Annotated in this window: 11 protein-coding genes; 7 read left to right on the forward strand and 4 right to left on the reverse strand. The window is 62.2% G+C overall.

What is annotated here, in order from left to right; all coding sequences use genetic code 11:
• The first annotated feature begins 5 nt into the window (after positions 1 to 5).
• From NUH87_RS08660 to NUH87_RS08670, 3 genes are all read left to right on the forward strand, one after another.
• Positions 6 to 1421, forward strand: a complete 1416-nt coding sequence (locus NUH87_RS08660) for a lipid II flippase MurJ (protein ID WP_338526764.1) — start codon at positions 6 to 8, stop codon at positions 1419 to 1421.
• 16 nt (positions 1422 to 1437) lie between these two features.
• Entirely contained in the window at positions 1438 to 2364 is a 927-nt protein-coding gene (locus tag NUH87_RS08665) for a glycosyltransferase family 2 protein (RefSeq protein WP_338525619.1), read from the forward strand.
• 290 nt (positions 2365 to 2654) lie between these two features.
• On the forward strand, positions 2655 to 2849 hold the full coding sequence (locus tag NUH87_RS08670; protein ID WP_040063229.1) for a hypothetical protein: 195 nt from the start codon (positions 2655 to 2657) through the stop codon (positions 2847 to 2849).
• Positions 2850 to 2922: 73 nt separating this feature from the next.
• Here the strand turns inward: NUH87_RS08670 and recR are convergent, their stop codons facing one another.
• The 3 genes from recR to dnaX form a co-directional block, all read right to left on the reverse strand.
• On the reverse strand, positions 2923 to 3525 hold the full coding sequence (gene recR, locus NUH87_RS08675; RefSeq protein WP_338525620.1) for a recombination mediator RecR: 603 nt from the start codon (positions 3523 to 3525) through the stop codon (positions 2923 to 2925).
• A gap of 181 nt (positions 3526 to 3706) precedes the next feature.
• Positions 3707 to 4033, reverse strand: a complete 327-nt coding sequence (locus NUH87_RS08680; protein WP_040070424.1) for a YbaB/EbfC family nucleoid-associated protein — start codon at positions 4031 to 4033, stop codon at positions 3707 to 3709.
• Between the two features lie 67 nt (positions 4034 to 4100).
• Positions 4101 to 6233: a DNA polymerase III subunit gamma/tau gene (dnaX, locus tag NUH87_RS08685; protein ID WP_338525621.1), complete on the reverse strand. Its 2133-nt coding sequence runs from the start codon at positions 6231 to 6233 to the stop codon at positions 4101 to 4103.
• 145 nt (positions 6234 to 6378) lie between these two features.
• On the opposite strand from dnaX, the gene NUH87_RS08690 reads away from it, so the two are divergent.
• Complete coding sequence (locus tag NUH87_RS08690) at positions 6379 to 7155, forward strand: transporter substrate-binding domain-containing protein (RefSeq protein WP_338525622.1); 777 nt, start codon at positions 6379 to 6381, stop codon at positions 7153 to 7155.
• Here the strand turns inward: NUH87_RS08690 and NUH87_RS08695 are convergent.
• The gene (locus NUH87_RS08695; protein ID WP_338525623.1) at positions 7135 to 8826 is read right to left on the reverse strand and encodes a putative bifunctional diguanylate cyclase/phosphodiesterase; all 1692 of its coding nucleotides are present in this window, start codon (positions 8824 to 8826) and stop codon (positions 7135 to 7137) included. The genes NUH87_RS08690 and NUH87_RS08695 overlap by 21 nt on opposite strands.
• Positions 8827 to 9201: 375 nt before the next feature.
• Between NUH87_RS08695 and NUH87_RS08700 the strand changes: the two genes are divergently transcribed.
• From NUH87_RS08700 to NUH87_RS08710, 3 genes are all read left to right on the forward strand, one after another.
• On the forward strand, positions 9202 to 9516 hold the full coding sequence (locus NUH87_RS08700; protein WP_040070418.1) for a helix-turn-helix domain-containing protein: 315 nt from the start codon (positions 9202 to 9204) through the stop codon (positions 9514 to 9516).
• A 151-nt stretch (positions 9517 to 9667) separates the two neighbouring features.
• Positions 9668 to 10573, forward strand: coding sequence for a DUF2167 domain-containing protein (locus NUH87_RS08705; protein ID WP_338525624.1), 906 nt, complete (start codon positions 9668 to 9670; stop codon positions 10571 to 10573).
• Between the two features lie 142 nt (positions 10574 to 10715).
• On the forward strand, positions 10716 to 11666 hold the full coding sequence (locus tag NUH87_RS08710) for a hypothetical protein (RefSeq protein WP_338525625.1): 951 nt from the start codon (positions 10716 to 10718) through the stop codon (positions 11664 to 11666).
• Positions 11667 to 11974 lie beyond the last annotated feature (308 nt).

Below are 11974 nucleotides of genomic sequence, written 5' to 3' on the forward strand. Positions count from 1 at the left end.
CGAAACTGCTCGGCTCAACCCTGTGGCTGACCCTGGCGACCCTCACCGGCCTCGCCGCCGGGTTCGCCCGGGAGTGGCTGCTGGTCGCCGCCTGGGGCGCCGGCGGGCGCAGCGACAGCTTCCTGGTGGCGCTGTTCCTGCCCGAAGCCTTGCGCATGGCCCTGGCGGCCGGCCTGTTCAGCGCGGCGGCGTTGCCCCTCTACCAGCAACGCGCGCCGGCCGAACAGACCGCCTGGCTCGGGGCCCTGGCGCCCAGGCTGCTGCTCTGCGGCCTGCTGCTGGCCCTGTTGCTGAGCGTGGGTTCGCCGCTGTGGGTCCGGTTGATCGGACCGGGGCTCGACAGCCAGGGCTACGCACGGGCCGGGGCCAGCCTGCACTGGCTGGCCTGGTGCGCCCCCGGGTTTATCCTGCATGCCTTGTTCTGCATCCCCTTGCAGGCCCGTTCCCGCTTTGTCCTGGCCGGGCTCGGTTCGCTGCTGTTCAACCTGCCGCCGGTGTTGTACCTGGCCCTCCTGCGCCAGGCCGCGACCCCGACCGGCCTCGCCAGCGCCTGCGTACTGGGCAGCCTGCTGATGCCGGCCGTGCTGCTGCCGACCTTGTACCGTAGCGGCTGGAAACCCTGGCAAGGCGGCCACGCGCCCGGCGCCGTGGGTGAACTGTTGCAGCGCATCGGCCCGCTGCTCAGCAGCAACCTGGCCAGTCAGGGCCTGGCCTTGCTGGAGCGCATGGTCGCGTCGTTGCTCGGCGAAGGCGCCGTCACTTGGATCAACCTGGCACGCAAACTGATCAACCTGCCGCTGATCGCCCTGATGAGCCTGAACCAGGTGCTCCTCGGCCTGATGAGCGCCAGCCTGGGCAGCGAACGGCTGGCCTTGCTGCGCAAGGGCCTGGCCAGTGCCACCCTGCTGACCCTGCCCGCGGTCGCCGGGCTGATCGGCGCCGCCGGGGCGCTGGTCAGTCTGCTTTTGCCCCACCAGGCGGCCGACGGCCCGCTGCCGGAACTGCTGGCCTGGTTCGCAGTGCCGCTGGCCTTCGGCGCCTGGAATGCCCTGCTCGCCCGCTACGCCTACGCCGCCGGGGACACCCGCCTGCCCCTCACCTGCGAACTGACCGGCAACCTGCTCAATGCCCTGCTGCTGGCCATGCTACCGTATCTCCTCGGGCTGATCGGCATCGCCCTGGCCGCCATCTGCGGGGTGATGCTCACCGGCCTGCTGCTGATACGCCGCCAACAGTTGCTCACCCAGGTGCCGTGGCGCAGCCATGCCGTGCTGGGGTTGACGGTCATGCTCGTGGCGGCGCTGGGCCTGCACCCCCTGCATGGCATCTGGCTGCAACTGGGCCTGAGCAGCCTGTGCAGCCTGATCCTGCTGATTGCCCTGGCCGCGTGGCTGCGCCCCTGGCGCTCCGTGCCCGACTGAACCTGGAGACTGAACGATGTCGACCCCACAAGTGGCCCTGGTGATTCCGACCTACAACGGACGCCGCGACCTGGAACGCCTGCTCGACTCCCTGCCGACCCAGACGGCCACCTTCGACACCCTGGTCGTCGACTCCAACTCCAGCGACGGCACCTATGAGCTGGCCTGCTCGCGCGGCCTCCAGGTGCAACGTATCGACAGCAAGGATTTCAACCACGGCGGCACCCGCCAATGGATGGTCGAGCACTACCCCGACTATGCGCTCTACGTGTTCATGACCCAGGATGCCTACCTGGAAGATCCCGAAGGCATTGCCAACCTCGTTCGGCCCTTTGCCGACGAGTGTGTCGGCGCCGTCTGCGGTCGACAGCTGCCGCACCCGGATGCCACGCCCCTGGCCGAGCACGCCCGACTGTTCAACTACCCGCCGACCTCCCTCGTCAAGAGCCTGGCCGACGCGCCCCGGCTGGGCCTCAAGACCGCCTTCATTTCCAACTCATTTTCCGCCTATCGGCGCCAAGCCCTGATGGAGGTCGGCGGCTTCCCCCCGCATGTCATCCTGTCGGAAGACATGTATGTCGCGGCGAAAATGCTCCAGGCCGGGTGGAAGGTCGCCTACGAAGGCAGCGCAAGTTGTAGACATTCCCATAACTACAGCCTCGGTGAAGAGTTCCGACGCTACTTCGATATAGGTATCTTCCACGCCCGCGAGCCCTGGATTCGCCAGCAGTTCGGCGGGGCCGGCGGCGAGGGCCGGCGCTACATGATCTCCGAGCTGAAGTTCCTCGGCCCCGCCCACTGCCTGGCCTGGCCCGGGGCACTATGGCGCAACGCGGTGAAACTGCTCGCCTACAAACTGGGCCAGCAAGAACGGTACCTGCCCAGGCCACTGAAAAAAACACTGAGCATGCACAAAGGCTACTGGGATAACCCGCCTACCTGACTTGGCAGAGACCTCAAACTTTGAGGACTTTTCCGATAATCATCAGAGAACAGCCTTAATTGACCCAAAAGCAAAATAAGGCGAACTTCTTGGAGCTCTTTTTATCGAGCCAATAACACTCTGGATCTGAACCCTCGAGGAAGCATATTTACATGGAAGTCGAGCTACAGCACTGCGCGACACCTCGCCTGAACGCTTCGGCCCACGAGCCGGACCGTCAAGACGCGAAACCGCAATTCCCGCCCCGCCATGACAAGGCCAAAACGACCCGTACCTCTGGAGGCGATGCTATGGAACCCCGAATCACAGAGCTGGAAACCCGCTTCGAATACATCCACCGCGACCTGAACGAGGTGCGCAACGATGTCAAATCCATCAAGAACCGACTGACCTACGTGGCCGGTGCGGCAGCGGTGATCGGCGCACCGCTGGCCTGGATCGCCAACAATCGCATGGACCAGATCCTGCTGTTGCTGACCTCCTGACACCACCCTTGCCTCGCGTCGCGCCCCCCCTGGGCGCGGCCGGGAACGCCGTAGCCTCAAGCGATACGGCGACTCACAAGGAAATCGGCTTGCGCCCCGCAAACGAATGCGCCAGGGTTCCACCGTCCACCAGTTCCAGCTCTCCTCCCAGCGGCACGCCATGGGCGATACGCGAGGTGATCAGGCCTTTGTTGGTCAGCAACTGGGCGATGTAATGAGCCGTGGCTTCGCCTTCGACGGTCGGGTTGGTGGCGAGGATGATCTCGGTGAAGCTGCCCTGCTCTTCGATTCGCGCCAGTAACTGCGGGATACCGATGGCTTCCGGACCGAGACCATCGAGCGGCGACAGATGCCCCTTGAGCACGAAGTAGCGGCCACGGTAACCCGTCTGCTCCACCGCATAGACATCCATCGGCCCTTCGACCACGCACAACAGGGTGTCATCACGCCGAGGGTCGGCGCACTGCGGGCAAAGATCGTCTTCGGTCAGGGTGCGGCACTGGCGACAATGCCCAACCCCTTCCATGGCCTGGCCAAGGGCCTGGGCCAGACGCAAACCGCCACTGCGATCGCGCTCGAGTAGTTGCAGGGCCATGCGCTGGGCGGTTTTCTGGCCGACGCCGGGCAGAACCCGCAAGGCATCGATCAGTTGGCGAATCAGGGGGCTGAAGCTCATGGCAAAGGGTCCGACATAACAGGAGACGCGGTTTATACCTGCGCCTCCAGCCAGCGTCTAGGGGGGCGCTGGAACACGGTTCCCTTGTAGGAGCGAGCTTGCTGGCGAAGGGGCCCCTGAGACCGCTTAAAAGCTTCGCGGGCAAGCCCAGCTCACAAGGTAAGGCGGCGCTGTAGCAGCCTTAGAACGGCATCTTGAAACCTGGCGGCAGTTGCATGCCGGCGGTCATTCCGGACATCTTGTCCTGGCTGTTGGCTTCGATCTTGCGCGTCGCGTCGTTGAATGCGGCGGCGATCAGGTCTTCCAGCACTTCCAGGTCTTCGTCCTTCAGGCTCGGGTCGATGCTGACGCGCTTGACGTCGTGACGACCGGTCATCACCACGGACACCAGGCCGGCACCGGACTGGCCGGTCACTTCGGCGTTGGCCAGTTCTTCCTGCATCTTGGCCATTTTTTCCTGCATCTGCTGCGCCTGCTTCATCAGGCCGGCCATGCCACCTTTCATCATGGGAATCACCTCAAGAGTTACATGTACAAAGAGACGCAGGGCACAGGGCCTGGCGTCGTTCAGTTAATTAGTCCTGGGTCACCAGGACATCGACAGGTTCGATTGTATCGCCACGGACCACCGCGCCGAACTGTTGCATCATCTGCTGGATGAACGGATCGGCATGAATCGACGCCACCGCCTCGTCCTGGCGCTCATGGCGCCGACGGGAGGCCGCCTGGGCCGGGGTTTCCTGCTCGGGCTTGATCAGCTCGATGCTCAACTTCAGGGGACGCCCGTGATACTGGTTCAGGGCGTCGTTGAGGCGACGCTGCTGCGTGGCGTTGAACAAAGCACTGTGGGCCGGGTCCAGGTGCAGCAGCCAGTCGTCACCGCTGACCGCGATCAGCGTGCAGTTGGCCGCAATGCTGCCGGTCATGCCGGAGACCGGCAGTTTCGGGAACAGTTCCAGCCACTCCAGCGCCAGGCCCGTGGCCGGTGCCGCAGCCGGTTGCGGCTCGGGTTCCGGTGCCGGGTCCGCGGCGTGCTCGCTGGCCAGCTCGTCGAGATAGCTGTAGGCCGAGTCCATGTCCGGCTCGATATAGTCTTCATCCAGCGGCGGTTCGTCGTCCGGGTCCAGCCCCGGCGTCGCGGCATCCACCTGCGCCGGGGTCGGCTCAGGCAGGGGCGCGGCCACCCATTCGGGAGCATCCGGGACCACGCTGTCCGGCGTCGGCAGCGGCATGGCGGCCAGTTCCGGCTGCTCGGCGACGGTTTCCAGCAGCGGCGCGACAGCAGGCTCCTGCACCACCTCCGGCTCGACCGGATCGTTCCAGGGCAGATCCACGGCATCCACCGCCGGGGCCACGGGCTCGACCGGCGCTGGAACCTCGGCCACCACGACGGGCGCGACCTCGACCGGCGCGGCGACTGGTACGGGTGGCGCGGCAATCGGCGCAGCCACCTCGGCTGGCACGGCCGCCGTCACCGGCGCCTGGACAACTGGCGCGGCCACCGGAGCCACAGGTGCCGCCACTGGCGCGGCAACGGCCGCGTCAGCCACGCTTTGTGCGGAATCAACTGTGGCCTGGCTGATCCCCACTGGCTTTAGCGGTGGTCTCGGCGATGCCGTGCTGTCGGCTGGGCGGAAAGCCAGCATTCGCAACAGCACCATCTCGAAACCGCTTCGCGGGTCCGGCGCCAGCGGCAGGTCGCGCCGGCCGATCAAGCCCATCTGGTAATAAAACTGCACATCTTCGGCCGGCAGGGCCTGGGCCAGCGCCAACACGCGGTCGCGGTCGCCATGGCCATTGTCGACCCCCTCAGGCAACGCCTGGGCAATCGCCACCCGGTGCAACACATTGAGGATTTCCGACAACACGCCGTTCCAGTCCGGGCCCTGTTCGGCCAGGTGCCGCACCGCTTCGAGCAAGGCCCTGGCATCGCCGTCGAGCAATGCATGCAAGACGTCGTAGACCTGGCCATGGTCGAGGGTGCCGAGCATCGCCCGCACATCGGCGGCCATGACCTTGCCTTCACCGAAGGCAATGGCCTGGTCGGTCAGGCTCATGGCATCGCGCATCGAACCGTCGGCAGCACGACCCAGCAACCACAGGGCATCGTCCTCGAACGGCACGTTCTCGACCCCGAGCACATGGGTCAGGTGCTCGACCACCCGCTCCGGGGTCATGTTCTTCAGGGAGAATTGCAGGCAGCGCGACAGGATCGTGGCCGGCAGTTTCTGCGGATCGGTGGTCGCCAGGATGAACTTGACGTAGGGCGGCGGCTCTTCCAGGGTTTTCAACAGGGCGTTGAAAGAGTGGCTGGAGAGCATGTGCACTTCGTCGATCAGGTAGACCTTGAAGCGCCCGCGGCTGGGGGCGTACTGCACGTTGTCGAGCAGCTCGCGGGTGTCCTCGACCTTGGTCCGGCTCGCGGCGTCGATCTCGATCAGGTCGACGAAGCGCCCTTCGTCGATCTCCCGGCAGACCGAGCAGGTCCCGCAGGGGCTCGAGGTGATGCCGGTCTCGCAGTTCAGGCACTTGGCGATGATCCGCGCGATGGTGGTCTTGCCGACACCACGGGTACCGGTGAACAGATAGGCGTGATGCAACCGCTGGCTGTCCAGGGCATTGATCAGAGCCTTGAGCACATGGGTCTGGCCGACCATTTCGCGGAACGAGCGCGGACGCCATTTACGTGCAAGAACCTGATAACTCATCGATAACCATCGCGTCGGGGAAGCGGAAGACCGCTAATGCTAGCGGAGCAGGGGTAAAAATGCATCCGGCACGCGGCGCTAATCTGGCTAAGCTGCACTTTGTGCAAAGATTGGCGGCCTCGTAGTGCTCCCGCCGGAGAGTTTGATGCGTGCAGTTCTTTATGCCCTGGCGTTGATGAGCGCCCCTGTCCTGGCCGCGCCGCCGCCCCTGCGCTTCTCCGTGACCGACGGTTGGAGCATGCCGCTCATACAGATCGAGCACGGGCAGCCGACCCAGGGCATCTTGTATGACCTGATGACCAGCCTGGCCCATCAGGTCGGCAATCCGGCCAGGTTTCACGTACTGCCGCGCACCCGAGTGCAAAGTGCCATGGAGCGCGGCGAAATCGACGTGCGCTGCTACGTCGCGCAATCCTGGCTGCCCAACCTGTCCGGCGACTACCTGTGGAGCGTTGCGCTCCTCACCCAGCGGGACATGCTGGTCAGCAAGGCCACGCCGCCGCCATCGCTGACGCTGCAAAATCTTGAGACACAACGCCTCGGTACCGTACTGGGCTACTCGTACCCGTCCCTGCGCCCGCAGTTCGAAAGCGGTCGATTGATCCGCGACGATGCGCGCAACCAGGAACAGGTGCTGCAAAAGCTCGCGGCAGGCCGCTACGCCTATGCCATCAGCAGCCAGTGGGGGTTGGACTGGTTCAACCAGACACAGATGCCGGATCGCCAGTTGCACGCCGTGATGGTCGTGCAGGAACAAGCCGTGGGCTGCGTCGTGCGCAATGACCCGGCCCTGCCGGTACAACGCATACTCGGGACCTTGCTGCGGATGAAAATGTCCGGGGAAATCGACAGAATCATCCAGCTCTATACCGGGCATGGCGAGCCGATGGACGCTACGCCGTCAGGTGGCGCTGCGCCATAACCCCGGCGGCTCGAAGCCCTCGACCCAAGCCGGCACCTCGTCCGCCGACATCGGCCGGGCAATGAAATAGCCCTGCGCCACATCGCACCCCAGGCTCATCAGCAGGCGACCGTGCTCGGCGGACTCCAGGCCCTCGGCTATCACTTCCCGGCCAAAGGCCCGGGCCAGGCCGATCACCGCCGTGGTCAGCGCCAGATCGTCCTGGTCATGGAGAATGTCGCGCACGAACGAGCGATCGATCTTGATCGTCTGGCTGGGCAAGCGCTTGAGGTAACTCAGGGACGAGTAACCGGTGCCGAAATCGTCCAGGGAAAAACGCACCCCCAGCGCCTGGCAGTCTTGCAGGCACTGGCTTACCCGCTGGATGTTCTCGATGGCCATCGACTCGATGATTTCCAGGTCCAGCAGGTGCGGCGGCACCTTGGCGTGGCGTATCAGCAAGGCGCGCAGACGCTCGACGAAATCGCCGCGCTGGAAATGCCGGGCGGCGATATTGAGACTGACCGGCCACTCATGCCCCGCCTGGCGCCAGGCCTGCATCTGCGCCAGGACCCGGTCGATGACCCACTCGCCGATATCGATGATCACATCGGTCTGCGCCACCTGCGGCAGGAACGCCTGGGGCAGGAGCAGGCCATCGCGTGGGTGCTGCCAGCGCATCAGCGCCTCGAAACCCACCACGGCGCCGGTGCGCATATTGACCTTGGGCTGATAGACCAGGCGCAACTCACCATTGGCCAGGGCCTGGCGTATCAACGCCACGGTCTGGTGGGTCGCCTTGACCTCCTGGTCCAGCGACACGTCGAACAAATGGAAACGATTGCGTCCGCCCTGTTTGGCCAGGTACATCGCCTGGTCGGCGTGGCGCAACAAGGTATCGGCGTCTTCGTCGTCGGCGGGAAACAGCGTCACGCCGATACTGGCATCCACATGGATGGTCTGGCCGAGTATCGAATAAGGCGCCGAAATCGCGCCGAGCACCCGTTGCAACGCCCCCTGCAACTCCTGGTCGTTACGCACATAACGCAGGATCAGCACGAACTCGTCGCCGGCCAACCGGGCCACCACGTCCTCGCCACGCATGATGCTGCGCAGGCGCGCCGCCACTTCCACCAACAGCAAATCGCCGCTGGCATGCCCGTAGCCATCGTTGACCGCCTTGAAGCCGTCCAGGTCGAGCATGCAGACCGCCAGCGGAATGGCTTGGCGCCGGGAAAAATCCAGGGCCTGGTTCAGCAGGTCCGAGAGGAACGCCCGATTGGGCAGGCCGGTCAGCACATCGTGCCCCACCCGCCACTGCAGGGTATGCAGCAGGCGCAACTTTTCGCTGACGTCGAAACGGATCGACACATACCTGCGCACCCGCCCGGTGGCCTCATCCAGCAGCGGCACCATGGTGCTGTCGACCCAGTACAGGGAACCGTCCTTGGCGCGGTTGCAGACCTCGCCTTTCCAGACCCGACCCAGGGCGATGGTGCGCCACATGTCGACAAAGAACTCGGGGGGGTGGTAACCGGAATTCAACAGGCGGTGATCCTGCCCGAGAAGTTCGTCGCGGCTATAGCCGGAAATCACACAGAATGGATCGTTGACGTAGGTGATCCGTCCATTCAGGTCTGTCTCGGAAAAAATGGCGGCGACGTCCACGACCCTGCGATACGTCTCATCCATGAGGTCAGCTCACCTGGGCAGCTAGAGGTTGTCCCGAATTCGCAGCACAGTTGCACCTGGCGGTATCGCCTGGCCGTACTTCGACGAAGATCAACTAGGATTATATGAAGGTCATCAGCAATTGGTGCAGGCCTTCGTGACCATCCCGAAACAATGCATGGCTCAGGTCATATGGCCATCACGGCATGGGCAGCAAAGACATCCGCGGATTTCCGGCTTCACAAATATTTCACCTGAAACGGGATCACCAAATACCTGTCTTAAATGCCAATTCTACGAAATACATCACATTATGCAACAGAAGGTGATGATTCATGGTGTTGTCTAATGTAAAGATTTATCGTTAAGTTCTTGATTCTAAATGGGAATTGAGCGATGAAAATTTCAAGTTTGGGTGCAGCCATCAGGCGCTACCGCAAGGTAGCGGGGCTAACTCAGGCTGAACTTGGAGAGAGAACCGGTTTTGACCCCAAAACCATCAGCCGCTTCGAAACCGGCAGTTACACACCCAGCGTGGAGGCCTTGTTCCTGTTTGCCGACGTACTGGGTGTGAAGCTCAAAGCCTTTTTCACGGATCTGGGTGACGAAGACGAGCAGCGTGCCTACCTGTTCGGCGTCATTCACAACGCTCCCCCGAAGGACCTGGGAAAGCTGATCGCTGCGGTCGATCTGGCCTTGTCCAAGCCTTAGCCTTACGCCTGCCGAGTTGTCTGCCAGCAAAATGCGGTCCTGCCCATTCGTGCAAGACCGCAGGATAGCGCGTGCGCGCCAGGAACTTGGTAATACAAAGTCACTTCCGCTATCCTGCCGGCAAAATTATTTCCAAATGTAAGGGACTACAATGAAACATCCTCTGCGCCAGCTTCTGGCCGTGGTGGCACTCTGCACCATCACCTTGCCTGCCCTGACTGCCAGCTCTCCCGATCCGGCGCCGACCGCCAGCCCACAAGCGCACCAAAGCCCCGAACAATGGCTGACCACCCTCAAGCAGCAGCACGGTAACGTCATCCTGCCCGGCGGCATCGCCACCCTGCAACTCAATGACGACTTCTACTACCTGTCGCCGGCCGACACCGAGCGCCTGCTGACCGAGGGTTGGGGCAACCCCCCCGGCCACAAGACCCTGGGCATGATCATTCCCAAGTCGGTCAGCCCGCTGGCGGCCAATGGCTGGGGCGTGATCGTCAGCTACAAGAACGACGGCCACATTTCCGACGATGACGCGGCCAAGATCGACTATGCCGACCTGCTCAAGCAGATGCAGGCCGATGACGAAGAAGACAACCAGCAGCGGCGCAAGCAGGGTTATGCCGGCCTGTCGCTGCTGGGCTGGGCCGAGCCGCCGAGCTACGACCAGGGCAGCCACAAGATGTACTGGGCCCGCGAGCTGAAGGCCGATGATGCGCAACAGACCACCCTGAACTACAGCATCCGCGTGCTGGGCCGCGAGGGTGTGCTGGAGCTCAATGCGGTGGCCGCGATGGCCGACTTGCAGACCATCAAGCAGGAAACGCCGAAGATCCTCGCGTTCACCAACTTCACCGACGGCAACCGCTACGCTGACTACGACTCCAAGACCGACAAGCTGGCGCCTTATGGGCTGGCGGCGTTGGTGGCGGGCGGTATTGCGGCCAAGGCCGGGTTGTTCGCCAAGATCGGCGTGGCCTTGCTGGCGCTGAAGAAATTCATCGTGCTCGGACTGGTGGTGATTGCCGGGTTCTTCCGCAAGCTGTTCAAGCGTCAGTAACACGCGACCCCTTGTAGGAGCTGGCTTGCCAGCGATGAACGCCAACGATGACGCGGAGCGGCTGATGCCCAGGCCGTTCCGACGACTATCGCGCCCTGCAAAGATCTCCTTATCGAAAACGCCGTACCTTATGGACAATCAAATGAAAAGCGCACTGCGCATTCTCGTTGGCGTTGCTGTTTTCGGCGGATTCGCCTGCCTTACAACGCTGGCAAATGGTCAGGTCTTTACCTATTACATCGCGCCGATTGCCACCGCATTGGTATTTGTGGCGCTTTCTAGAACACCACTCTTTTCCCGAGCCAAAACACCGCCGATCAAAAATAAACCGCCGACTCAAGCTGCAGCCGTTGCGCAAACACCCGCACCCCGGGACGCAGCAGAAGCAGAAAAAGCCTTCATGGCCAACCCTGCCTCCAGGTCCTTGAGAGCAATGATTGAGGCTAAAAGCGAAGAGAGCCCACGACTCGGGCCAGGCCTGGGTGGAAAGGAAGTGTTCCAACGCATTTTCAATGGCATGAGCGCTAACGGAACACGGAGGGTTCACGTCGAATCGCTACTTTGTATGCTGGGAGCCCTGGCAGGTTACTCATGCCAGGCCAGCGTACGGGCAGACTGTGTTGCGCGCGGACTGCCGGAAAACGGACTGTTCGCACGGCTCACAGGCGCTGATGGAACCGACTATTTTTTCGGCGATCATCTGAACAAACCCATGTCGGAAACAGAGTACTCGGTCTGGGGACTGACAGCCGCGGCGGCCCACACAGCAGGTTGCGACCCTCTTCCCGATATAGGCGACATATTCACACACACCGTAGAAACCCTTGGAAAACCAGGCTTCGGAATTCCGCGAGTGCCTGAGCAGCACCGGGCCAGCGACCTGCCGATCAACTTTCTGAGAGACGTATGGCCAGTCATCCACCCCACAGCCAAGTGGTTTTGCCTCAAACCCTCGGATTGGCCCATTCTCTATGGAGTGGCCATCCAGGAGGCCATCAGCCTGACAAAAACCATTATTGATCCACGCATGGCCTTCATTATCGTGATGGAAAGCGCCATTCCCATGTCGAAGGTCAATATCAAGCTCGCCTGAATGCCACTTGAAGAGCGTGCATATACATGAGGAAAAGCCCAAGAGCTTAAAGAGGCAAATTTATCTCCTCAAATAAACCTGCCTCTCTTTCAGCCTGGATCACAACACAAATCGGAACACGATCAACTATTTACTTCGCTGGTTTGTGCGTTGGAAGCGTGGGATGCTTCGGCTTATTTTCTGGATTTACGTGATGCCTTCTATCGTCTTTACCGTCATCTCTTTTTGGCTTAGGGCCGGGATTAATATGATTTGACATTTCTTCCTCACAATTTTAATTACTGATCAAATCAGACAGTTTCTTTCAA

This window comes from Pseudomonas batumici, from assembly GCF_036585405.1.
In the GTDB taxonomy this organism is placed as follows: domain Bacteria; phylum Pseudomonadota; class Gammaproteobacteria; order Pseudomonadales; family Pseudomonadaceae; genus Aquipseudomonas; species Aquipseudomonas batumici.

Excerpts from the sequence above, each read along its gene's own strand:
- NUH87_RS08665 (WP_338525619.1), top strand. The coding sequence starts at position 1,438 with ATGTCGACCCCACAAGTGGCCCTGGTGATTCCGACCTACAACGGACGC.
- NUH87_RS08670 (WP_040063229.1), top strand. The coding sequence starts at position 2,655 with ATGGAACCCCGAATCACAGAGCTGGAAACCCGCTTCGAATACATCCAC.
- recR (WP_338525620.1), bottom strand. The coding sequence starts at position 3,525 with ATGAGCTTCAGCCCCCTGATTCGCCAACTGATCGATGCCTTGCGGGTT.
- NUH87_RS08680 (WP_040070424.1), bottom strand. The coding sequence starts at position 4,033 with ATGATGAAAGGTGGCATGGCCGGCCTGATGAAGCAGGCGCAGCAGATG.
- dnaX (WP_338525621.1), bottom strand. The coding sequence starts at position 6,233 with ATGAGTTATCAGGTTCTTGCACGTAAATGGCGTCCGCGCTCGTTCCGC.
- NUH87_RS08690 (WP_338525622.1), top strand. The coding sequence starts at position 6,379 with ATGCGTGCAGTTCTTTATGCCCTGGCGTTGATGAGCGCCCCTGTCCTG.
- NUH87_RS08695 (WP_338525623.1), bottom strand. The coding sequence starts at position 8,826 with ATGGATGAGACGTATCGCAGGGTCGTGGACGTCGCCGCCATTTTTTCC.
- NUH87_RS08700 (WP_040070418.1), top strand. The coding sequence starts at position 9,202 with ATGAAAATTTCAAGTTTGGGTGCAGCCATCAGGCGCTACCGCAAGGTA.
- NUH87_RS08705 (WP_338525624.1), top strand. The coding sequence starts at position 9,668 with ATGAAACATCCTCTGCGCCAGCTTCTGGCCGTGGTGGCACTCTGCACC.
- NUH87_RS08710 (WP_338525625.1), top strand. The coding sequence starts at position 10,716 with ATGAAAAGCGCACTGCGCATTCTCGTTGGCGTTGCTGTTTTCGGCGGA.